The sequence below is a fragment of the Microtetraspora malaysiensis genome (assembly GCF_001528665.1).
Lineage (GTDB): Bacteria > Actinomycetota > Actinomycetes > Streptosporangiales > Streptosporangiaceae > Microtetraspora_A > Microtetraspora_A malaysiensis.
On sequence record NZ_BBYJ01000004.1, the window covers coordinates 509,380 to 530,599 of the forward strand.

18 protein-coding genes are annotated in these 21,220 nt (G+C 71.9%); 4 read left to right on the plus strand and 14 right to left on the minus strand.

From position 1 onward, the window contains the following. Positions 1 to 31: 31 nt before the first annotated feature. Positions 32 to 1,105, minus strand: a complete 1,074-nt coding sequence (gene mnmA / locus AWQ71_RS02245) for a tRNA 2-thiouridine(34) synthase MnmA (RefSeq protein WP_067125558.1) — start codon at positions 1,103 to 1,105, stop codon at positions 32 to 34. Positions 1,106 to 1,393: 288 nt separating this feature from the next. Between mnmA and AWQ71_RS02250 the strand changes: the two genes are divergently transcribed. Beyond that, positions 1,394 to 2,431, plus strand: coding sequence for a DUF695 domain-containing protein (locus AWQ71_RS02250; protein WP_067125561.1), 1,038 nt, complete (start codon positions 1,394 to 1,396; stop codon positions 2,429 to 2,431). Between the two features lie 259 nt (positions 2,432 to 2,690). Here AWQ71_RS02250 and AWQ71_RS02255 read toward each other — a convergent pair whose 3' ends face one another. Further along, on the minus strand, positions 2,691 to 3,845 hold the full coding sequence (locus AWQ71_RS02255; RefSeq protein WP_084258347.1) for a cysteine desulfurase family protein: 1,155 nt from the start codon (positions 3,843 to 3,845) through the stop codon (positions 2,691 to 2,693). Between the two features lie 103 nt (positions 3,846 to 3,948). On the opposite strand from AWQ71_RS02255, the gene AWQ71_RS02260 reads away from it, so the two are divergent. From AWQ71_RS02260 to AWQ71_RS02270, 3 genes are all read left to right on the plus strand, one after another. Next, the gene (locus AWQ71_RS02260) at positions 3,949 to 4,440 is read left to right on the plus strand and encodes a TetR/AcrR family transcriptional regulator (protein ID WP_067125564.1); all 492 of its coding nucleotides are present in this window, start codon (positions 3,949 to 3,951) and stop codon (positions 4,438 to 4,440) included. 287 nt (positions 4,441 to 4,727) lie between these two features. After that, entirely contained in the window at positions 4,728 to 5,918 is a 1,191-nt protein-coding gene (locus tag AWQ71_RS02265) for an MFS transporter (RefSeq protein WP_067125567.1), read from the plus strand. A 74-nt stretch (positions 5,919 to 5,992) separates the two neighbouring features. Then, positions 5,993 to 6,670 (plus strand): rhomboid family intramembrane serine protease, encoded by a 678-nt coding sequence (locus AWQ71_RS02270; RefSeq protein WP_067125570.1) that lies wholly within the window; start codon positions 5,993 to 5,995, stop codon positions 6,668 to 6,670. 136 nt (positions 6,671 to 6,806) lie between these two features. On the opposite strand, the gene AWQ71_RS02275 is transcribed toward AWQ71_RS02270, so the two are convergent. The 12 genes from AWQ71_RS02275 to AWQ71_RS02330 all read right to left on the minus strand — a co-directional run bounded on the left by AWQ71_RS02275 (position 6,807) and on the right by AWQ71_RS02330 (position 21,172). Then, entirely contained in the window at positions 6,807 to 7,760 is a 954-nt protein-coding gene (locus tag AWQ71_RS02275; RefSeq protein WP_067125573.1) for an electron transfer flavoprotein subunit alpha/FixB family protein, read from the minus strand. A gap of 11 nt (positions 7,761 to 7,771) precedes the next feature. Then, positions 7,772 to 8,551, minus strand: a complete 780-nt coding sequence (locus AWQ71_RS02280; protein ID WP_067125576.1) for an electron transfer flavoprotein subunit beta/FixA family protein — start codon at positions 8,549 to 8,551, stop codon at positions 7,772 to 7,774. A 297-nt stretch (positions 8,552 to 8,848) separates the two neighbouring features. Next, positions 8,849 to 10,183 (minus strand): serine/threonine-protein kinase, encoded by a 1,335-nt coding sequence (locus AWQ71_RS02285; RefSeq protein WP_067125579.1) that lies wholly within the window; start codon positions 10,181 to 10,183, stop codon positions 8,849 to 8,851. Between the two features lie 71 nt (positions 10,184 to 10,254). Then, entirely contained in the window at positions 10,255 to 12,210 is a 1,956-nt protein-coding gene (locus AWQ71_RS02290) for a serine/threonine-protein kinase (protein ID WP_067125582.1), read from the minus strand. A 12-nt stretch (positions 12,211 to 12,222) separates the two neighbouring features. Next, positions 12,223 to 14,295 (minus strand): serine/threonine-protein kinase, encoded by a 2,073-nt coding sequence (locus AWQ71_RS02295; RefSeq protein ID WP_067125585.1) that lies wholly within the window; start codon positions 14,293 to 14,295, stop codon positions 12,223 to 12,225. Between the two features lie 126 nt (positions 14,296 to 14,421). Continuing rightward, a complete protein-coding gene (locus AWQ71_RS02300) occupies positions 14,422 to 14,934 on the minus strand; it encodes a YbaK/EbsC family protein (protein ID WP_067125588.1) in 513 nt (170 codons plus the stop codon). Then, on the minus strand, positions 14,935 to 16,629 hold the full coding sequence (locus AWQ71_RS02305; RefSeq protein WP_369407181.1) for a flavin monoamine oxidase family protein: 1,695 nt from the start codon (positions 16,627 to 16,629) through the stop codon (positions 14,935 to 14,937). A 10-nt stretch (positions 16,630 to 16,639) separates the two neighbouring features. Further along, complete coding sequence (locus AWQ71_RS02310; RefSeq protein ID WP_067125591.1) at positions 16,640 to 17,482, minus strand: M55 family metallopeptidase; 843 nt, start codon at positions 17,480 to 17,482, stop codon at positions 16,640 to 16,642. Next, positions 17,479 to 18,777 carry a DUF6395 domain-containing protein gene (locus AWQ71_RS02315; protein WP_245658066.1) on the minus strand — a complete coding sequence of 433 codons (1,299 nt, stop codon included), beginning with the start codon at positions 18,775 to 18,777 and terminating at the stop codon, positions 17,479 to 17,481. Before AWQ71_RS02315 ends, AWQ71_RS02310 begins: the two co-directional genes overlap by 4 nt. Before the next feature lie 3 nt (positions 18,778 to 18,780). Further along, positions 18,781 to 19,059 (minus strand): hypothetical protein, encoded by a 279-nt coding sequence (locus AWQ71_RS02320; protein WP_245658067.1) that lies wholly within the window; start codon positions 19,057 to 19,059, stop codon positions 18,781 to 18,783. A gap of 239 nt (positions 19,060 to 19,298) precedes the next feature. Beyond that, the gene (locus AWQ71_RS02325) at positions 19,299 to 20,072 is read right to left on the minus strand and encodes an enoyl-CoA hydratase/isomerase family protein (protein WP_067125598.1); all 774 of its coding nucleotides are present in this window, start codon (positions 20,070 to 20,072) and stop codon (positions 19,299 to 19,301) included. A gap of 62 nt (positions 20,073 to 20,134) precedes the next feature. Continuing rightward, complete coding sequence (locus AWQ71_RS02330) at positions 20,135 to 21,172, minus strand: glycosyltransferase family 4 protein (RefSeq protein ID WP_245658068.1); 1,038 nt, start codon at positions 21,170 to 21,172, stop codon at positions 20,135 to 20,137. Positions 21,173 to 21,220: the final 48 nt, after the last annotated feature.

Genomic DNA, 21,220 nt, shown 5'->3' on the forward strand with positions numbered 1-21,220 from the left:
CCGTACGTCCTCTGGAGTCCGGTGAAGGGACTCAGGACGCCGAGGCGATGGTGGCCGAGCCGATCACGGTGTCGCCGTCGTACAGCACCGCGCCCTGGCCCGCGGCGACCCCCGTGGCCGGGGCGTCCAGGTGAATGTGCAGGTCGGCGCCGGAGAGCTGGGCACGGCAGCCGTACACCTCACCGTGCGCGCGCAACTGCACCGTGCCGGCGATCGGCTCTCGCGGCTCGCCCGAAGGGCCGTTCCAGATGGGCCGGGTCGCGACGATCGAGGTGACCTCGAGCGCGGTGCGCGGGCCGACGGTCACGGTGTTCGAGACCGGCTCGACCGACAGCACGTATCGGGGCCGTCCGTCGGACGCCGGACGATCGATGTGCAGGCCCTTGCGCTGCCCGACGGTGTAGCCGTACGCGCCCGCGTGGGTGCCGACGACCTCGCCGGAGAGCGCGTCCACGATGGGCCCTTCGGCGGACCCGAGGCGGTCAGCGAGGAAGGCGCGCGTGTTGCCGTCGGCGATGAAGCAGATGTCGTGGCTGTCCGGCTTGTCGGCCACCGTCAGCCCCCTGCGGGCGGCCTCCTCGCGCACCTGCGCCTTGGTGGAGTCGCCCAGCGGGAAGATCGCGTGGGAAAGCTGCTCCCTGGTGAGCACGCCGAGGACGTACGACTGGTCCTTGGCCGGATCGACCGACCGGCTGAGCACACCGTCGACCAGACGCGCGTGATGACCGGTGGCGACCGCGTCGAAGCCGAGCGCGAGCGCCCGATCGAGCACCGCCTCGAACTTGATCTTCTCGTTGCAGCGCAGGCAGGGGTTCGGCGTACGGCCGGCGGCGTATTCGTTGACGAAGTCCTCGACGACGTCGCGGTGGAACCGCTCGGCCATGTCCCAGATGTAGAAGGGGATGCCGATCACGTCGGCCGCGCGCCGCGCGTCCCTGGAGTCCTCGATCGTGCAACAGCCCCGCGCGCCGGTCCGGTATGACTGCGGGTTGGACGACAGGGCGAGGTGGACGCCGGTGACATCGTGGCCTGCCTCGGCGATGCGAGCGGCGGCCACCGCGGAGTCGACGCCGCCGGACATGGCGGCCAGCACACGAAGAGCCATAGGCCTTCAGGCTACCCGCCTCCGACGCCCCCTCGATCGGCCGCACACACGACAGCTAGGGGGCGCCCCGAGTCCGCGCGAGCACCATCAATCATCACGACGCCCAACCATCACGCTCGGGGCGCGGCGGTGTCTGGACTGAGGAACGAGCGGGCTGAGGAACGAGGCCCCGAGTGACGAGGGAAGACATCGACTGAAGGCGCCCCGAGCCCGCGCGAGCGAAGCGAGCGCCATAAACGCAGCTCCCGCGTTGGCACCCGGCGTGGGGACCTGAAAAGATCGGCGGTCATGCGACTGTTCGGCCGCAAGAGCGAGCCGGTGGACCCGGCCGAGGCCATAACGGAGTTCTGGACCTGGTGGCGGGACGCCCGTCCCGAGATCGACGCACTGGTCGAGGCGGGAGACACCGCGCGCCTCGACGAGACGATCGGCGGGGCCGTCGCCGCGCTGCACCCGTCGCTGGTCTGGGAGATCGTCGCGGGGCTCACGGCACCGCGCGCCCTCGTGGTCAGTGCCGCGGGCGACCCCGAGCTGCGCTCCTTCGCCCATCGGTGGGCGCTGGCGGCACCTGCCGACCCCGAGTGGGAGTTCCATCCGTCGCGCCAGGCTGATCCGCTCGCGGCGGAGTTCACGACGCAGGTCGCGGGCCGGCCGTTCGGCATCGACCGGCTGGTGCTCGGCCTGCGGGTGCCGCCGGGGACGCCTCGCGTGGACGTTTCCGCATTTCATCCGATATTTCCGGATGTGGATGACGAGACACGGATGGACGTCACCCTTCTCGCCCTCGACCGACTGCTCGGCGAGGACGAGGTGGCCCGCTGGGTCGGCGACATCGTGGCGGCCGAGTTCGAGCCGATCGACGCGATCCCCGCGATCCATCTCCCCGCCGTGGTCGCCGACGTCGCCGACGGTTTCCGCAACGAGCAGTGGGCGCTGCTGGAGGGCCAGACCGCCAGCGGCCGCCCCCTGACCGCCGCCGCGCTCTATCCGCTCCGTCCGGTCGATCACCCGCTCTTCGACCAGCACATCGGCGTCACGCTGCCGTACGTGAACGCCGACGAGAACGGGCAGCCCACGGGCGCCTCGCTCGACGCGCTGCGCGACTTCGAGGAGCGGCTGAGTGCCCGGCTCAAGGCGGACGGCTGTGCCGCCCTCGTCGCACACCTGAGCGCGGAGGGCACCCGGGTCCTCCACGTCTACGCCGACCCGGCGAGCGACGCCACCAGCCGGATCCAGGAGCTGGTGTCCGGCTGGGACGAGGGCCAAACCTGGATCGACGCCGACAGCGACCCCTCATGGAGCGCGGTCGCGCACTTCCTGACCTGACAGTGCCTATGGCGCTCGCTTCGCTCGCGCGGGCTCGGGGCGCCTTCAGTCGATGTCTTCCCTCGTCACTCGGAGTCGCTCGTCCCTCGCTCCCCACTCGTTCCTCAGTCCAGACACCGCCGCGCCCCTCGCGGAGTCGCTCGTTCCGCAGCCCACTCGCTCCTCAGTCGGGGCACGGCCGCGCCCCGAGCGTGATGGTTGGGCATCGTGACGATTGATGGTGCTCGCGCGGGCTGGGCGTCGTGATGAGTGATGGTGCTCAGGTGAGTCCGGCGCGGCGGGCGCGCTCGACGACGTTGCCGATCACCTCGGCGAGGCGGTCCACGTCCGCCTTCGTGGAGGTGTGACCGAGCGAGAAGCGCAGCGAGCCGCGGGCGCGCGCGCTGTCCTGCCCCATGGCGATCAGGACGTGGGACGGCTGAGCCACCCCCGCCGAGCAGGCGGAGCCGGTCGAGCACTCCACCCCCTTGGCGTCCAGGAGCATGAGCAGGGCGTCGCCCTCGCACCCCGGGAACGAGAAGTGCGCGTTGCCGGGGAGCCGGTTCACCGGATCGCCGTTGAGGATGACGTCCGGCACGGCTTGCCGTACCCGCTCGATCAGGTCGTCGCGGAGGGCGGTGAGCCGCTCGGCGGTGACCTCGCGGTGCTTGACCGCGGTCTCGACGGCCGCCGCGAAGCCCGCGATGGCGGGCGCGTCGAGCGTCCCTGAGCGTACGTCGCGCTCCTGGCCGCCGCCGTGCAGCACGGGCTCGGGGTCGATGCCCCGGGCCAGCAGCAGCGCCCCGACGCCCATGGGACCGCCCACCTTGTGCCCGGAGATCGTCATGGCGTCCACCCCCGACTCGGCGAACGAGACGGGCAGCTGGCCGAGTGCCTGCACCGCGTCAGTGTGGAACGGGATGCCGTGGTCGTGCGCGATGGCGGCGAGGACCTGGATCGGCTGGATCGTCCCGACCTCGTTGTTGGCCCACATCACGCTGACGAGGGCCACGTCGCCAGGGTCGCGGGCGATGGCCGCGCGCAGTGTCTCGGGGTGGACCAGGCCGCGCTCGTCGACCTCCAGCAGTTCGACCACGGCGCCGTGCCGGTCGCCCAGCCAGTGGGCGGGGTCGAGTGCGGCGTGGTGCTCGATCGCGCTGATCAGGACGCGCCGGCGTTTCCGCGCCCAGAACAGCCCCTTGATCGCCAGATTGTCCGCCTCGGTGCCTCCCGAAGTGAAGACGACCTCGCTGGGCCGGGCGCCCACCGCGCTCGCGATGGTCTCCCGCGACTCCTCCACCACCCGGCGGGTGCGGCGACCGGACGCGTGCAACGACGAGGCGTTACCGACCTGACCGAGCTGCGCGGTCATGGCCTCCACTGCCTCGGGCAGCATCGGCGTGGTGGCGGCATGGTCAAGATAGGCGGTTCCCACGACCCCTCCCGATCTGTCCTCAGCCAACTAAGCCTAACCGTGCCCCCGGAAAGGCCACCCCCCGGATTGCCAACTGAACCGTCCAGACGGTACAGTAACCAGAGTGAGAAGAGACGACTTGTTGGATGCGGCGGAGAGCCTGCTCTGCGACCAGGGGGCCCAGGGCCTCACCCTGGCCGCGGTGGCTGAGCGCGCCGGCGTCAGCAAAGGCGGCCTTCTCTATCACTTCGGCACCAAAGAAGCCCTGATCAAGGGCCTGATCGAGCGGCTGATCGCCGAGTTCGACGCGCTCATCGAGGCACAGGGCGAGAGCGACTACACCACGGCTTATCTCAAAGCGACCTTCCAGGCCGTCGAGAGTGGCCGGCTCCGACGATGGGCCGTGGTGACCGGCGCGGCGGGCGACCCCACGCTCCTCGTGCCGCTACGCGAGGCGATGGCCCGCTGGCATAGCCAGGACCTGGACCGTGAGCCCGACCCGGGGATGTCCCGGATCGTACGGCTCGCCTGTGAGGGCATCTGGGACGTCGCCACTCACGTGCCGGATCTGCTCGAGTACACCGAGCTGCGCCGCCGCCTGCTCGACCTTCTCTAACCCCCTCCAGCCGTCCACCGGCGAACCGCGCCCGCCTCGATCCCCGATCGAGGCCGGACGACGTTCGCCCGCATTCCACCGCGCGCTCGAACGCACGTGAACGCGTTCGAACCTGAACGTGATTGAACGTTCTTGGACGCGCGTCAAGGCGGACCCCGAACGATCTCGGGCCGCCTGACCCATCCGGCCCATGGCCGCACTCCCCACCCCTTCCATCCCCTGGAACCCGGAACTCGCGATGCTCTCCTCCCCTGGAGACCTCCGCGCAACTGAGATAGGAGCCTGTAATGACCCGCGCTTTGAGGACGGCCCGCTGGGGGGCGATCCTCACCTTCGTGCTCGGCGGCTTGCTTTGCGGGACGTTTACCGTGCGTATCCCCGCATTGACCGACAAACTCGGCATCCCCGAGTCGTCGGTCGGCCTCGCGCTCCTCGCGTGGGGTCTCGGCGCGCTGCTGGCCATGCAGTCAATGCGCGGGATCATGGCCAGAGCGGGCAGCGGAGGCGTACTGCGCGTCGCCGCTCCCCTGTGCGCGGCGACGCTGCTGCTGGTCGGGCTCGCGCCGTCCTTCCCCCTGCTCGTCGGGGCCGCCTTCATGTTCGGCATGGCCTTCGGCGCGGTCGACATCGCCATGAACGCCCAGGGGTCGACCGTCGAACGCGCGTACGGCAGGCCGCTGATGAGCGGCATGCACGCGGGCTGGTGCGTGGGGGCGATCTCGGCCGGTCTGGTCGGCACCGCCGCCATCGCGGCGGGCCTGTCCCTGACCGCGCACCTGGCGATCGTCGCCGCGCTGGCGCTGCCCGTGTCCGTGGCGCTGAGCCGTACGTACCTGGCCGACCGGGTCACCGCCGAGGAGGCGCAGGGGCCGCGCCGCCGGATGCCGAGGATCGTCTACCTGCTCGGCGCGATCACCTTCGGCGCGTTCATGGTCGAGGGCGTGGTCGCGGACTGGAACGGCCTGTTCCTGCGGGACACCCTCATGGCGCCCGAGTCCCTGGCCGCGCTCGGCTACCCGATCTTCGAGGCGGGCATGCTGCTCGGCCGCCTGTCCGGTGACCGGCTCAGGATGCGGTTCGGCGCGGCGGGCTTGATGGGCTTCTCCGGGCTGGCCACTGCGGCGACCTTCACCGTGGTCGTCATCGCTCCGTCGGCGGTCGTCGCCCTGTCCGCGATGCTCTTCGTCGGCATCGCCGTGGCGACGATCTCCCCGATGGCCATGTCGCTGGCGGGGACCGTCACCGACACCCCCGGCCCGGCGATCGCGCAGGCCGGGGCCATGGGATACGCCGGACTGCTGCTCGGCCCCGTGGTGATCGGCTTCCTGTCCGGCGCGACGTCCCTGCGCGTGGCGATGGTGACCGCGGTCGTCCTCGGCATCCTGATCGCCGTCGCGACCCGTTTCCTCTCCAGGGCCCGTACGGCTCCCGCCGAGCTCCGCGTGGAGACCGAGGAGAGGCTGCCGGTCGCGGCCTGATGTGACATTTGTCCCGGGGAGATGACTGCATCTCCCCCTGCCGGATCCGCGGGGACTTTGACACGCTTTCGGGCGTGAAGAAGTTCCCCGCCGCCACGGCGGCCGCGTTCGCCGTCACCGCAGTCCCGAGCCTGCTGCAGTTCGCTCTCCCTTCGCTGGAGACCGCGCTGCGGCGCGATCCCGCCCGCATCGCGGACGGCGAGTGGTGGCGGCTCGGGACCTCGCTCCTGGTCCAGGGCGGCGGCCCGGTCGGCGCCGCCTTCAACCTCGTCTCGCTCCTGGTGCTCGGCGTCATCGCCGAACGCGCCCTCGGGCCCGTCCGCTGGATCGCCTGCTATCTGGCGGGCGCGGCCGCGGGACAGGCCGCGGGCACGTGGCTCGGCCTGGTGGACGCGGGCAACTCCATCGGGGTGTGCGGCCTGGCCGGTGGGCTGGCCGTGGCCGTCGCGCTCGGGCGGGCGGACCGGTTCGCCGGATCCGTGGCGGCCTTCTACGCCCTGCTCCTGGTCGGCGGGATCTTCACCGGCTCCGTCACCGTGATCGTCGCCACGGCGGTCATCGGCGCGGCGGGAACGCAACTGATCGCCCATCGGAACCGGCTGCCGCTCCCGGTGTTTCCCGCGATCGTCGTGGCGACGGGGCTCGTGCTCGCCGTACTGGCGAACCTGCACGGCCCGGCCCTCCTCGGCGGCGCGGCCATGGCGGGCGTCGTCGCGGGCGTCCTGGGAGCCGCCCCGCGCTCCGCCCGCTGAGGTCCCGCGCGCTCGACACCCTGCCGGGATCCCGGCGTGCGGCAGTGGAACACGGAACGAACGGGGCCATTACGGCGACGGCGCCGCACGCGATGCGTGCGGCGCCGTTCCGTCGAGCCCGTAGATCTCGTGGAGCTTACTTGCGCTTCTCAATCTCTTCGGTGAGCTGCGGCACGACCTGGAAGAGGTCGCCCACCACGCCGAAGTCGGCGATCTCGAAGATCGGGGCCTCGGGGTCCTTGTTGACCACGATGATCGTCTTCGAGGTCTGCATGCCGGCCCGGTGCTGGATGGCGCCGGAGATGCCGGCCGCGATGTAGAGCTGCGGCGACACCGTCTTGCCGGTCTGACCGACCTGGAACTGGTGCGGGTACCACTTGGCGTCCGTGGCGGCACGCGAGGCGCCGACCGCCGCGCCGAGGGAGTCGGCCAGCTTCTCGATGATGGCGAAGTTCTCGGCGGAGCCGACGCCACGGCCACCGGAGACCACGATCGCGGCCTCGGTGAGCTCCGGACGCGCGCCCTTCTCCTCCTTCACCCGCTCCACGATCTTCGCGGCACGGGCGGCCTCGGACGGGGCGACCTCGACCTTCTCCTCGGCGCCCGCGCCGGCGGCGGCGACGGGAGCGGTGGAGTTGGGACGCACCGCCACGATCGGGGTGCCCTTGGTCACGCGGCTGCGGACGTTGACGCCGCCACCGAAGATCGACTGGTCGGCGACGAAGCCCTCACCGAGGCCGACGGCGTCGGTGATCACACCGGAGTCCGTCTTGACGGCGAGCCGGCCGGCGACCTCCTTGCCCTCGATGGTGGAGGCCACGAGGACGGCGGCGGGCGACTTGTCCGCCACCAGCCGGGCCAGCAGCTCGGCCTTGGGGGCAACCACGTAGTTCACGACCTCGTCGCTGTCGGCGACGTAGATCTTGTCCGCGCCGTACTCGGCCAGCTTGGCCTTGGCGGCGTCACCGCAGCCGGGGCCGGCCCACACCGCCGACGGCTCGCCCAGCGTGCGGGCCAGGGTCAGCAACTCGAGGGTGACCTTCTTGATCTCTCCGTCGACGTGCTCGACGAGAACCAGGATCTCACTCATCTCGGGGCCCCTCAGATGAACTTCTTCGACGCGAGGAAGTCGGCGGCCTTGACCCCGCCGTCGCCCTCATCCTTGACAATCGTGCCCGCGGCGCGCGGCGGGGCGGCGGCGAACTCGGCCACCTCGCTGTAGGCGGCGGCCAGGCCGACGGCGGAGGCGTCGACGGAGGCATCAGCGATGCCGAGCGCCTCGACCGGCTTCTTCTTGGCGGCCATGATGCCCTTGAAGGACGGGTATCGCGGCTCGTTGATCTTCTCCACGACCGAGACGACGGCGGGGAGCGTGGCCTCGACCTTGTCGTAGCCGTAGTCGGTGATCCGCTCGATGGCGATGGCGGAGCCGTTGACCTCGACCTTGCGCGCCAGCGTGAGCTGCGGGGCGCCCAGCCGCTCGGCGAGCATCGCCGCCAGCACGCCGGTGCGGGCGTCGGTGGACTCAGAGCCGAGGATGACCAGGTCGAACCCGATCTTCTTCAGGGCCTGGGCCATGGCGTACGAGGTGGACAGGGCGTCCGAGCCGTGCAGCGCGTCGTCGCTCAGGTGGACGGCCTTGTCGGCCCCCATCGCGAGCGCCTTGCGGATGGTCTCGGTGGCCTTGGCGGGACCCATGGTGAGAACGGTCACCTCACCACCGTGAGCCTCCTTGAGCCGCAGCGCCTCCTCGACCGCGTACTCGTCGAGCTCGTTCACGACGCCGTCGACGGCGTCCCGGTCGAGCGTCTTGTCATCGGGCCTCAACTTACGCTCGGTCGCAGTGTCGGGGACCTGCTTCACGCAGACGACGATGTTCATGGCCGGTGGCCGACCTCCCGTTTCCGTACGGCTCTACGCTGGCCGCGCATGGGGTATGCGCGTCCCCGCTCAGACTGCCAGGTACCCGTGAGCTGGATTACATCGGGTGCTTCGGGCGCGAGCGGGGCGCCCGATGCTCCCACATGTTACCCGCGGGTAGTTTCGCTGCAAACCTCCAGGATGTACGGCTCCGCCCGGTGTGCTCTTCATCACCAGACGACCCGCTCTCTCACCCTACCGAACTTTGTTCCACGACCCTTAGGCGCCCCGAGCCCGCGCGAGCGCAGCGAGCGCAAATCAACTCGCGAGCGCGATGATCGTGAGCAGGAATAGGACGCCGCCCACCGCGAGCAGCAGGGTGAGCGGGCTGAAGACGCTGCTCAGCACCGCCCACAGCGCGACCACGCCCGCCCCGCCGGCGAGATCGACGAGCACTCGCGTCCGCGACTTCGCCAGCAGCCCGAACCCGGCGTCGATCAGCACGCCCAGGCCGTACAGCACGAGGATCAGGAGGGAGACCTCGGGGAAGTACTGGCTCGCCGAGGCGGCGATCAGCCCGGCGAAGACGCCGGTGCCGATCACCCAGCGTCTGCGGATCCGCTCCCGGTGGCGGGCGCGTGCCTCCTCCACCGATCTGAGCCGGTTGTTCACCCGCCGCGGCTTCCACTCCCGGGTCGTCTCGCCGGAGATCGCGGTCGGCACGGCGTCCCTGTCCCTGACGTGGTCGGCGTGATGCCTGCGCGACGGCCTCCCGTCGTACCTGTCCGGCCCCCTGTCGTGGGGTATGGGGGCGGCCAGCAGCGGCGCCGGGGTGGGCGGCGCGGCGTCCGCGACCGAGGGGGCGATCGAGTCGAGCCGCGCCACCAGTTCGGCGGCGACCGGCCGGGATCCCGGGTCTTCCTGAAGGCCCTCCCGCAGCAGGGGGGCGAGCCAGTCCGGCACGCCCGACAGGTCCGGCTCGTGGTGCACCACGCGGTACGCGACGGCCGCCGGCGGTCCGCTCCCGTACGGCTGCCGCCCCGAGGCGGCGAAGGCGAGCGTCGCGGCCCAGGCGAACACGTCGGCCTCCGGCCCCGCCTCCGCGCCTTCCAGCACCTCGGGGGACAGGTAGCCGGGGGTGCCGACCACGGCACCGGACGCGGTCACCGAGGCCGCGTCCTGGGCGCAGGCGATGCCGAAGTCGATCACGAAGGGTTCGTGGTCGGCGAGGATCACGTTGGCCGGCTTGAGGTCGCGGTGGACCACGCCGGCCCGGTGGATCGACTCCAGCGCCTCGGCGAGGCCGCGCGCGAGCCGCAGCAGGTCCTCACCCTGGATCGGGCCGTGTGAGGCGAGCACCGAGCTCAGCGGGCGGCCCTGGACGTACCGCGTCACAATGTACGGATATTGCCCGCTCAGGGAGGCGTCGAGAACCTCGGCGATGTGCGGCCCGCGCACCCGGCGCATGGTCTCGACCTCGCGGGCCAGCCGGGTGAGGGCGAGCGAGTCGGCCGCGACGTGCGGGTGGAGGACCTTGACGGCGACGGTCCTTCCCTCGGTGTCGAGCGCCAGGTGAACCTCGCCGAAGCCGCCCGCCCCGAGTTGGGATAGCAGGCGATACGGCCCGAGCTGTCCACCGTTCGGCGACCCCATCCCGCTCCCTTCGCCCCCCCATTCCATGGTGCCCGGCCGGTCCCAAAGGACTCTCTAAGGACTGGTTAGGTCTAGAAAGGGAGAACTGCCCCACCGATCCTCTTCGTGATGTCCCCGATCAGTCCGCCGATCAAGTTGACGACGGTGTCCTGGCCCCTCGCCTTCAGGCTGCCGACGACGTCGTCGATGGCCACGGACGGCGGGCGCCACGGGACCCAGGACGGGCCGGCGGAGAGCGCCGTCATGACCGCGAAGAACGCCACCGTGCCGACGACGAGGGCGACCACCATGCCCGCGCCGGGGCTGCGGATCGCGCCGGTCAGCGCGCGGGCGACCGCCTTGCGCGGCGCGCCTCCGCCGGGGAGCACGAACAGTCCGGCCACAAAGGCGCCGGCCGCGTAGGCCGCGGCCGGATCCGTGCCCATCTTGCCCATGTAGACCAGAACGCCCCACACACACATGCCGAACATCGCGGCGAGCGGCACCTGCACGAGTGTCGCGAAGGCCGACTTGATCAGCGCCCACGGGGTGCCCAGCACGGCGAGGATCGGGTCGGCCCCGCTGCTGCCGCGTACCGACCGGCGCGCGGCGAGGTCGCCGAGCAGATAATGCGCCACCCGAAGGCAGAGCGCGGCCACGATCGCGAACAGGCTCACGGTCACCGGCAGGACGCACGCCAGCGCCACCAGGACGGTGAGCAGCAGCCCGGCCAGGATCGGGTGCCCGGTGCGGTAACGCGGCCGCTCCTGCTCCGGCGCGTACGGCCGGGCCTGCGCGGACGGGCCGGTCGGGACGGGAGGCGCGGTCTGGGTGGCGGGCGGCGCGACGTGCGGAGGCGGGGCGACCTGCGGCCCGGCGCCCGTGGCGGGAGGCGGCGGATAGCCGGCGACCCTCTGGTCCGGGAACGGCGGCGGGTAGGACGGCCCCGGCTGGTACGGCGGCGGCTGCCCCGGCGGGTACCCGTTGAGGGGCGGCGGGACGACGGCGGGGGCCTGCCTCGGCTGACGCGGCTCCCTGCGCGTCCGCTCCGGCTCGACGTAGTTCACCGGGGGCAGCAGGTCGGAGTAGCTGTCGTCGTCCCGTCCCGCGGACGGCCTGCCCTGTGCGGCCGAGACGGCGGCGTCGTCCAGCATCCGGGTGCCGTCCACCGGCGTTTTCCCGTTGAGCGCGGACGCGTCGAGGATCTTGGTGCCGCCGTCGCGGGCGACCTCGCGCAGAACCGTGACGGACGGGTCGAGGGCCCGGGACAGCCGCAGGAGCGACGAGGCCGTGGGACGGGTGGTGGCGTCGGTGGCCAGCGCCTTCTGCATCCAGTCGTGCAGCCACGGCGGCGCGAGATCGATCTGCGCCTTGCCTTCGAGGATGTTGTAGCAGACCGACTCGAACGTGCCCGACCCGAACGGCGGCTTGCCGGAGACCGCGAAGAAGACGGTGGCGGCCAGCGCGTGGACGTCGGCCGCCTGGGTGATCTCGGTGTCTCTGATGATCTCGGGCGCGAGGTAGCCGGGGGTGCCGACGAACATGCCCGTCTGGGTCAGCCGGGTGGCGTTCACCAGGTGGGCGATGCCGAAGTCGATCACCAGCGGCTCGCCGGCCACGAGCATCACGTTCGCCGGCTTGAGGTCCCGGTGGATGACGTCGGCGGCGTGGATGGCGACCAGCGCCTCGCACAGGCCGCGGGCCAGCCGGATGACGTCGTCATCCGGCAGCGGGCCGTCTTCGAGGACGGCCTGCTCCAGCGTGCGCCCGGGGGCGTACCGCGTCACGATGTAGGGCGTGTCGCTGATCAGGTCCGCGTCGAGAACCTCGGCCACGCGGGGGCTGCGCACCCGCCGCATGGTCTCGACCTCGCGGGTGAGCCGGTCGCGCGCCTTGAGGTCGGACGCGACATGCTGGTGCAGCACCTTGACCGCGACCTGACGCCCCTCCTCGTCCAAGCCAAGGTGGACCACCCCCATGCCGCCCTCGCCGAGCTGGCGAAGCAGCCGGTAAGGGCCGATCCGCTCCGGAGCCTCAGTCGCCGACATGTCCGTCCCCCGTCACTGATTCCCTGCTTTGTTACGCAACTGGTTCAGGTCCTGCACCACCGAGGGCACGTTGACGGGACCCATGAAGTGTCCCCCTGTCTGTTTACCCATCAGCCCGGTGAGCGCAATCGCCGTCACCGCCGCGGCGACCGCTCCGGCCCCCCAGGCCAGCGCCGTCGCCGCGCTTCTCGTCGGCAGCAGCGACGCGATCGTGCGTCGCACCTGCCTGCTCGGACCCTCCACTCCCGGCCCCGCGCATACCGTCCAGAGTGCCACCGCGATCCCCCAGCTGAGCGCGTCGAGCGTGGACATCTTGGTGGCGAGCACGGTGAGCAGCAGCGTCACCGGAAGACCGAGGATCAGCGCGTACGGCACCAGCGCGATCGTGATGCCGACCGACTTGAGCAACGCGTCGGGCCGGCCGAGCACGCGCACCACGTCCGTCGCCGCGGCCGCGGGCGGCCTGTGCGCGTTCAGCTGGGGCTGCGCGATGTCGGCGGCGCGGAGCAGGATCGTGATCGGCAGCACGAGCACCGTGACGAGCAGCGGCGCGATCACCGTGAGGGCGACCACCAGGAGGAGCAGCATCGCGGCGGCCACGCCGTACGCCTTGGAGCGCTGGAGCGGCGTGGCGGGCGCGGAGCCGGCGGCGGCCACCGGAGGCGGCGGCACGCGCATGGTCGGCTGGAAGGGCGGGGGATGCGGCTGTCCGACCTGCGGCGTCTGCTCGTAGATCTCGGGCGCCTGCTCGAAGAGCGCGTGCGGGCCGTGCGCGCCGCGCAGCTCCTCGGGCCGCACGCGGCGGGTGGGCACGTCGGTCTCGCCGGTCGCGGGCGCGGGCGCCCAGGGTGTCCCGGACGGCGGGGCCGCCGGGCTCGCCGGGTTCGCCGCCGCGGGAGGCGGAGTCGTGGCCGAGCCCGTCGGCGGCGCGTACCGCGTGGGCGCGTCGTCCGCGGCAGGCGCGCCGGTCGCGCCGGTCGCGGACAGGCCGGCCCGGCGCAGGTCGTCGCCGGTCACCCGCACGGTCGGGAACGGGTCGCCGGCCCCGCCGGGCGACGCGCCCTGGTCGAGCAGCGAGACGAACTCCTCCGCGGGCGGCTGGGCGGGCGTCGGCTGCCCAGGATTCGCGGGCGGCGCGGGCTGGGTCTCCACCGGGTCGGCGGACGGCGCGGGCCGGGCCTCCGCGGGGCGCGCCGGCCGCATGGCGGCACCTGTGACGGGCATCGAACGGCCGGTCGTCTCGTCGACGTTCGGCACCGTGGAGATCTCGTCGGGCACGCGCACCCTGCCGGCGCGCGGCATGAGCTGGGTGACCTGCCGGCTCAGGTCGACCGCGGTCGGCCGCCTGGCCGGGTTGCGCTGGAGCGCCGCGCGCAGCACCGGCTGGATCAGCGCGGGGGCCGCGCTCACGTTGGCCTTGCCGGAGGTGATGTTGTAGAAGATCATCTCGAGCGTGCCCTTGCCGAAGGGCGGCAGGCCGGTGGCGGCGTAGAGGAGCGTGCCGCCCCAGGCGTGCACGTCCACCTCGGGCCCGGCCTCGTGCCCTTCGATGATCTCGGGCGCGAGGTAGCCGGGCGTGCCGATGAACATCCCGGTCTGGGTGAGCCGGGTCGCGTCGACGCCCTGGGCGATGCCGAAGTCGATCAGGACCGGACGGCCGTCGAGCATGAGGACGTTGCCCGGCTTGAGGTCGCGGTGGATCACCCCGGCCCCGTGGACGGCGGCGAGCGCCTCGGCCACACCGGCTCCCACCCGCAGCAGGGCGTCCACGGGGAGCGGACCGTCCTGCTTGACGAGCTCGTCGAGCGGGCGGCCCGGCACGTAGCGGGTCACGATGTACGGCCGGCGGCCGGTCACGTCGGCGTCGAGGACCTCCGCGATGTGCGGGCTGCGCACCCGCCGCATGGTCTCGACCTCGCGCGAGAGCCTCCTGCGCGCGAGGTCGTCCTGGGTGACCTCCGGGCGCAGGACCTTGATGGCCACCTGCCTCCCGTGCGGATCCAGGGCGAGATGGACCACGCCCATGCCGCCTTCACCGAGCCGCCGTAGCAGCCGGTAGGGGCCCAGTCGGTCGTCCTGATTCATGGCGTAAGCACCATACCGACTAAAGCACCGTCCATGACTGAACCAACGCGCCACATTCCTGGTCATGACAACGTATGGCGGCGGCATCAGGTTTCCCGCGCCGGCACAAAATCCGCGCGGGAACGGTCAGAGGGCGATGGGGAGCACCTCCGCGCCGGTCGCCTCGACCAGCGCCTTGCCGGACAACGCCAGCTTGGAGCGCCGCACGCCGCTGCCGATCACGATGAAGTCCCGCTGAGTCACCTTCTCGTCCACCAGCACCGGCCAGTCCGCGGGGAGGCCGATCGGGGTGATGCCGCCGTACTCCATGCCGGTCAGCTCGACCGCCTCCGCCTGCGGGGCGAAGGAGACCTTGCGGACGTCGAGGTGGCGGCGCACCACGCCGTTCACGTCCGCCCGGTCGTCGGCGAGGATCATGACGGCGGCGTACCGGACCTCGCCGCCGCGCTTGCCCGCGACGATGACGCAGTTGGCCGAGTCCTCAAGGGCCACGCCGTACCGCTCGCAGAACGCGGCGGTGTCGGAGAGCTCGGGATCGATCTCGGCGACCTTCAGCTCCACGCCGGTCTGCGGCGCCGTCTTCGCCACGGGGGCGGCGAGCAGATCAACGCGGTCGGCGGCGGGCACCCAGTCGAGCATCTACGACTCCTTCAACACACGGTCGTGCAGTTGGGTGACCACATTACGGGCCGACTCGAACGATCCGGCCTGCCATGCGACGAGATGGGTGAGCCAGTCCCCGGCGAAGTAGACCCTGCCGTCGGGTTTCTGCAGGTGCGCGAACCCGCCCTCGTACGACGGCCAGCCGACCCAGCCGCCCTCGATGTGCGGCTGCCGATGCCAGGCGATGGAGACGCTGGAGCGGAGCCCGTGGCCGTACGTGCCGCCGTGGATCTTCGCGCCCTGGGCGAGCGCGCGCCGCTCCCGCTCGGGGTGGGCGAGCCCTCCGTAGAGCTCGGCGGCGGCTCCGGTGTTGTAGTAGCCGACGATCAGGCCGCTCCGGCCGTGGAAGCCGTACGACGGGTACCAGATGTGCTGGATGTCGAGGTCGGTCTCGGTGACGCCGCCGTAGATGTGGTCCTGCTCCTCCCACCAGCGGGTCCGGTACTCCAGGCCGATCTTGCCCGAGGGCAGCGGCTTCGGCGTGGACAGCGCGTCCACGGTGCGGCGGTCGAGGTTGCCGGGGATCCGCGCGAGGATGTGCGGCGGCAGCGCGGCGACGCAGTAGTCCGCCCGGATCGACCCGCCCTTGTACGCGACCTCGACGCCGTCGGGGCGATTGGTGATCCGGGTGGCCGGGGCCGAGGTGCGGATCCGGCCCGCCCCGACCGCTTTGACGAGCCCGGTGACGATCGCGTCCATGCCGCCCACCGGCTGGAGCATCGGCATGGCCTGGTCATAGGCGAGCCCGAAACTCACCGACCGCCCGATCCGGTAGCCGAGCACCTCACTCAGGGACGGCGGCGCGCCCGCGGGCTCGCCCCTGCGCTCGGTCCCCGTGTACGCGTACCGGTCGCCGATGTCGCCGAAGGCGGAGAGGAAATCGAGCAGCAGCTCCTTGTCCTGCGCGGTCAGCCGCCGGTCGAGCGCGCCGGTGTGGGTCGCCTTGGCCAGCAGCTCGCTGATGTAGCCGTAGGTGTCCGCGCGGGCGGTGCGCGCCCGGAGCGGGGCCCGCATCCCGCTCGTGTAGACGTAGGCGCTGGGGTTCTCGTTGACGAACACCTCGATCGGGACGCCCAGCTCCCGGCAGTAGTCGAGGGTGATCATCCATTGGGCGATGCGGCCGGGGCCCGCGTTGAAGTAGACGCCCTCGCCGAACGCCGCCTCCTGGGTCTTCCCGGAGATCTCGGGAAGCCGGTCGCCGTGCCGGAGCGTGAGGTTGCGCCCGCCGACCTGGTCGCGCGCTTCCAGGATCGTGCAGTCGTAGCCCGCCTTGCCCAGCTCGTACGCGCAGGCGAGCCCGGCGACGCCCGCGCCGAGGATCACGACCGTGGCCCCGGCCCGGCCGTTCAAGGTGAAGTCGGACTTTCGGGGCGGGGTGTAGTCCCTGGTCTGCCGGTCGGGGGCGAGGCCGAGCGCGCCCATCGCGGCGTACATCGCGCCCGCGCCGCCGGCCGCGCCGAGACCGACGAGGAGCCCGCGCCGGGTGAGGGTGCGGCCCCTCCCCCCGCGGCCCGGTAAGCGGCCCGGTAAGCCGCCCGGCGACCCTTTACCCGGCCCGCCGGGTAAGCCGCCGCCCGATCCGCCCGGCGAACCGCCGTCCGGGCCGTTCGGCGTGCCGCCGGCCGCGCCGATCGAATCCCCGTCCGGAACGCCGCCGTCCGTCGTCGTCACGCCGCCTGCCTCAGCCGTAGATGCCGCTGCCGCACGCGACCGATCCGGCGATCATGGCGAAGATGCCGAAGAGCGCCATGATCTCGCGGTAGTCGTCCGTGCTGAACTCGGTGTGCCGGGGACCGACCTGCCGGGTGCCGGGCACCAGCCCGCAGCCCGCGGCGATCGCGGTCGAGTTCCACTCGACCCCCAGCGTGTACGGCGGAGCCACGACGTACGGCCGGAAGTCGGCCAGCCTGCCGATCGCCCGCGTCGCCGCCTCCTTGATGCGGGCCTGGGCGACCGTGGGCGGCAGCAGCTCGGCGGAGAAGCGGTCCACGCCCTTCTTGACGGCCACGGTCTCGACGTCGCCGAGCAGCTCGCGCGCCTCCTCGCACACCGCCTCGTCACCGGTGATCAGCGCGACGGGGACGCCCAGCGACCCGGCGAACCCCGCGACCAGCCGGGTCTCCCCGCAGATCTCGCCGTTCAGGTAGACGTTCTGGATCTCCTTGCCCATCCAGGTGTGGTTGAGCACGCCGTGCTGGACGCCCGCCCGCGCGTGGTACCCGGCGAAGCAGGCGGCGGCGAAGTCGGGCGTGAGGCCCTGCCCCATCCGGTGCGGCTTGCCCGGCCCCCGGATGAGCGTCGCCCTCGGGTCGATCAGGTCGATCCGCAGGTTCTTGGTCGAGCCGTGGGCGTCGTTGATCAGCACGGACTCGGCTCCGGCGTCGAAGGCGCCCGCGACGACGGCGTTGGCGTCGCCGGTCATCAGCTCGCAGCCGCGCTCGTATCCGCGGCCGCCCGCGTGCATCTCCTCCGGGTCCGTCAGCCCGGTCACGCCCTCCATGTCGACGGACAGATAGATCTTCACCCGATCCCCCAGTTCTCCACCCGGGCGCTCTCGTCCGGGGTCATCAGTCCCACACCCTCCATGTAAGCGGCGACCCGCTCACGCCAGGGCTCCGGGATCTCCTCGATCGCGGGCGGGTAGCAGTGGTCCAGCCAGCGGGTGGACTCCTCCGTCGCGCCAAGGAGCTCGGCGGCGCGGGCGAACGGCGTGCTCTCGATCCCGGGCACCCGCGCGCAGCCGTACTCGATCATCTCCTGCCCGCCGTACGGCGGCGACTCCTGCCACTTCCGGGCGACGGCGCTCTTCGCGGTGACCGTGGTCGCGAGCGGGCGACGCTCGACGGCGGCCTGGATCAGCTCCTTGTACAGGCACTTGCCGCAGGTGCCGCAGGGCCCGTCGCCGGAGCCGCGCAGGCACCAGCGCACCAGGTCGCGGAGCTCGGATTCGAGCGCGACGCGCATGGTCACGGCCTCGCTGACGCCGCCGACCGGCAGCACGACCGGCAGCCCGGCGGCGGCGAACACCCGGCCCCATCTCCCTTCCGGCGCCCACATCGGATTGTCGGGGGTGTACCTGCACAGGTATCTGTCGCCGCCCAGCCAGCGGGACCCCAGCTCGTAGCCCATGGCGATGCCGCCCAGATCCAGTTCGTCGGCGAGAAGGAGCGCGCCCGCCGCGACCGCGTGATGCTCCGGATAGCCCGGCCGGGGACTGGCGAGCAGGAACTCCAGGTCGGATCGTACGACAGTCAGCTCGCGCCCGGTCCGCGCGGCGAGCCGGGCGAGCACGTCGGAGCGATAGTGCGTCCACCGGTTCGGGACGCGGGGGTGGCTGATGCGCCGGAAGTGAACCAGCGGGGCGTCGGGCAGGATCGCGGCCACCGCGACGGAGTCCGCGCCGCCGCTGTAGGAGATCGCCAGCCGGCTCCCCGTCCTCGGCCGCTCGCCGACCGGCCCGGCCTCGATGCCCCAGCCGTCGGAAATGGCCTCGGCGAGCTCCGGGGAGATCGCCCGGTCGAAGGTCACCCGCCGCCGCGTCCACGGCGCCGCCATCGTCCAGGCCGCCACCGCGAGCAGGTCCGGGTGCACGTACGGCTCACCACGGCCCGTGTACGGCGCGGCGGGGCCGGCGGGCGGGAGCCGTACGTGGCAGGAGTTGGTGCGCAGTTCCATCCGCTGGCCGTCGGTGCAGGCGCCGGTGGTGGCGTCCTCGGGGTCGAGCAGGAAGGTGAGCCGCCAGACGCGCTCGCCCCCGCCGCCGTCCGATCCGCCCGCGCCGTCCCGCGCCGGCTCCTCGGCCGTCCAGGTGACACGCACCGGCTACTCCACGTCCGCGGCCACGGTCTCCCGGGCCCGCGACTCGGTCCGCAGCTCAGCCCGGAGCGCGTCGATCGCCTGCCACACGAGCATCTCGTTCTGCAGCAGGCGGTCGAGGGCGTCGGCGGTCTCGGTCGCCAGCCGGTGCGCGTCGGCGCCCCTGGGATCGGGCGTGGGGGCCTTGGGCGGGGTGATGATCGCCTGCCTCATCTGGTCGACCTCTCCGCGCAGCGCCGCGACCTCCTTGCGCAGCAGCTGGACCTCCCACAGAGCGTCCTTCACGTCTTTGCGATGCTCTGTCTTGGTGACGTACCGCGCGTCTATCCGGGAGCGCGCCGCCCGTCGGAGCCGGGCAGGGATCAGTGCGCGTATGAACCGCATAAACCGACACCATAGCGGCAAAGTCTGGCAATTTTCGGAGTCTATTTATTTGCCGGCCCGCGCCGACTATCTCGCCATTTTTCGCGCGGTTCCGCGCCCGCTCCCCTATCAGGCGAACGGGCGCGGTCCCGGCTTTCCGGTCAGCGGCCGGTGAACTTCGGGCGGCGCTTCTCCGCGAACGCCCCCATGCCCTCCTTGGCGTCCTCGGTGGCGAACAGACCGGAGAACTGCAGCCGCTCGATCTCCAGGCCGGTGTCGAGGTCGGTCTCCAGGCCCTGGTCGATGGCCTGCTTCGCGGCGCGGATCGCCACGGCGGGGCCGCCCACGAAGGTCGCGGCCAGCTCAAGCGCGGCGGTGTAGACCTCGTCGTCCGGGACCACCCGATCCACCAGGCCGATCGCCAGCGCCTCGGCCGCGTCCACGTGCCTGCCGGTGTAGATCAGGTCCTTGGCCTTGGCCGGGCCGACGAGCCGGGGCAGCCGCTGGGTGCCGCCCGCTCCGGGGATGATGCCCAGCGTGATCTCCGGCTGGCCCAGCTTGGCGCTCTCCCCCGCCACCCGGAAGTCGGCGCAGAGGGCCAGCTCACAACCGCCTCCCAGGGCGTACCCGGTGATCGCCGCGACGACGGGCTTGCCGATCGCGGCAACGGCGGTGAAGCAGGACTGCAACGCCCTGGAGTGCAGCGCCATGTCGGCGTAGGACATGCCGCCCATCTCCTTGATGTCGGCGCCGGCCGCGAACACCCGCTCGCCACCGTAGATGATCACCGCGGCGACCATCGGATCCGCGTCCACGACCCGGGCGCACTCGGCGATCTCCTCCTGGACCTGCCGGTTCAGGGCGTTCATCTTGGGCCGGTCGAGCCGGATGGTCGCGATCTGGTCGCTGATCTCAACGCTGACGAACTCGCCCATGACACCGTCGTCCCTTCGGTTAGCCGACACGCATCGCCACACGTTCCCGTGGCGTGACCACCCTACGACCGGGCCAACGGAAGATCGCGGGGTGATCCGGCCCGGCAGCCCCGGACGACCCGCCGGTAGACGTGCTCGTACCCCCTGACCATGACGGGGACGTCGAAGTGGCGGGCGGCGTGGGCGCGGCAGGCCCCCGGGTCCAGACTCTCCGCCGCCTCGACCGCCGCGGGCAGCTCGGTCAGCCGGCCCCGGACGAACCCGGTCACCCCGTCCACCACGATCTCCGGGACCGCCCCCCGGCCGAGCGCCACGACCGGCGTGCCGCAGGCCATCGCCTCGATCATCGTCATGCCGAACGGCTCCTCCCACTGGAGGGGGAAGAGCAGGCAGCGGGCCTTGGACAGCAGCTCGCGCTTCAGCTCGGCGTCCGCCTCACCGACGTACTGCACCCCCTGGCCGAGCCGCGGCTTGACGTACGCCTCGAAATAGGAGTGCTCGATCTCCTCCGAGCGCTTGCCCGCCAGGATGATGCGGCGGCCCACGGCGCGGGCGACCTCGATCGCGAGATGCGGCCCCTTGTCCGGGTTGAACCGGCCGAGCCAGAGGACCCAGTCCTCCTTGAGATCGCGGAACGGGAAGGACTCGACGTCGACCGCGTTGTGCACCCGGCCCACCCAGTCGAGGTGCGCGCCGCGGGCGCGCTGCGCCGCGGAGATGGCGACCAGCGCGACCCTCGGGTCGAGCGCCCGGTAGTAGTCGCCCATCTCGCCGATGACCGTGCTGTGGCAGGTGACCACCGTCGGCGCGGCCCGGCTCCCCGCACCGAGCGGGCCGGCCAGCGAGTGGTCGTGGACCACGTCGACCACGAGGTCCTCCAGCATCCGTTCCACCTTGGCCGCGTGCAGCACCTCCGGTATCGCGTCCCCGATCCGCTGCGACGGCGGCTGCTCGTACGTGCGCAGGTCCACTCCCCGCCCCGCGCCGATCAGGGTCACCTGGTGGCCGTGCCGTACGAGCCCGGCGACCAGGTCGGCGACCATCGACTCGATGCCCCCGTAACCGCGCGGCGGGACCTCGTACCAGGGCGGCGCGATCATGGCGATCCGGAGAGGGGCGGATCTGTGTCCCCTCCGCTGTGGACTGCA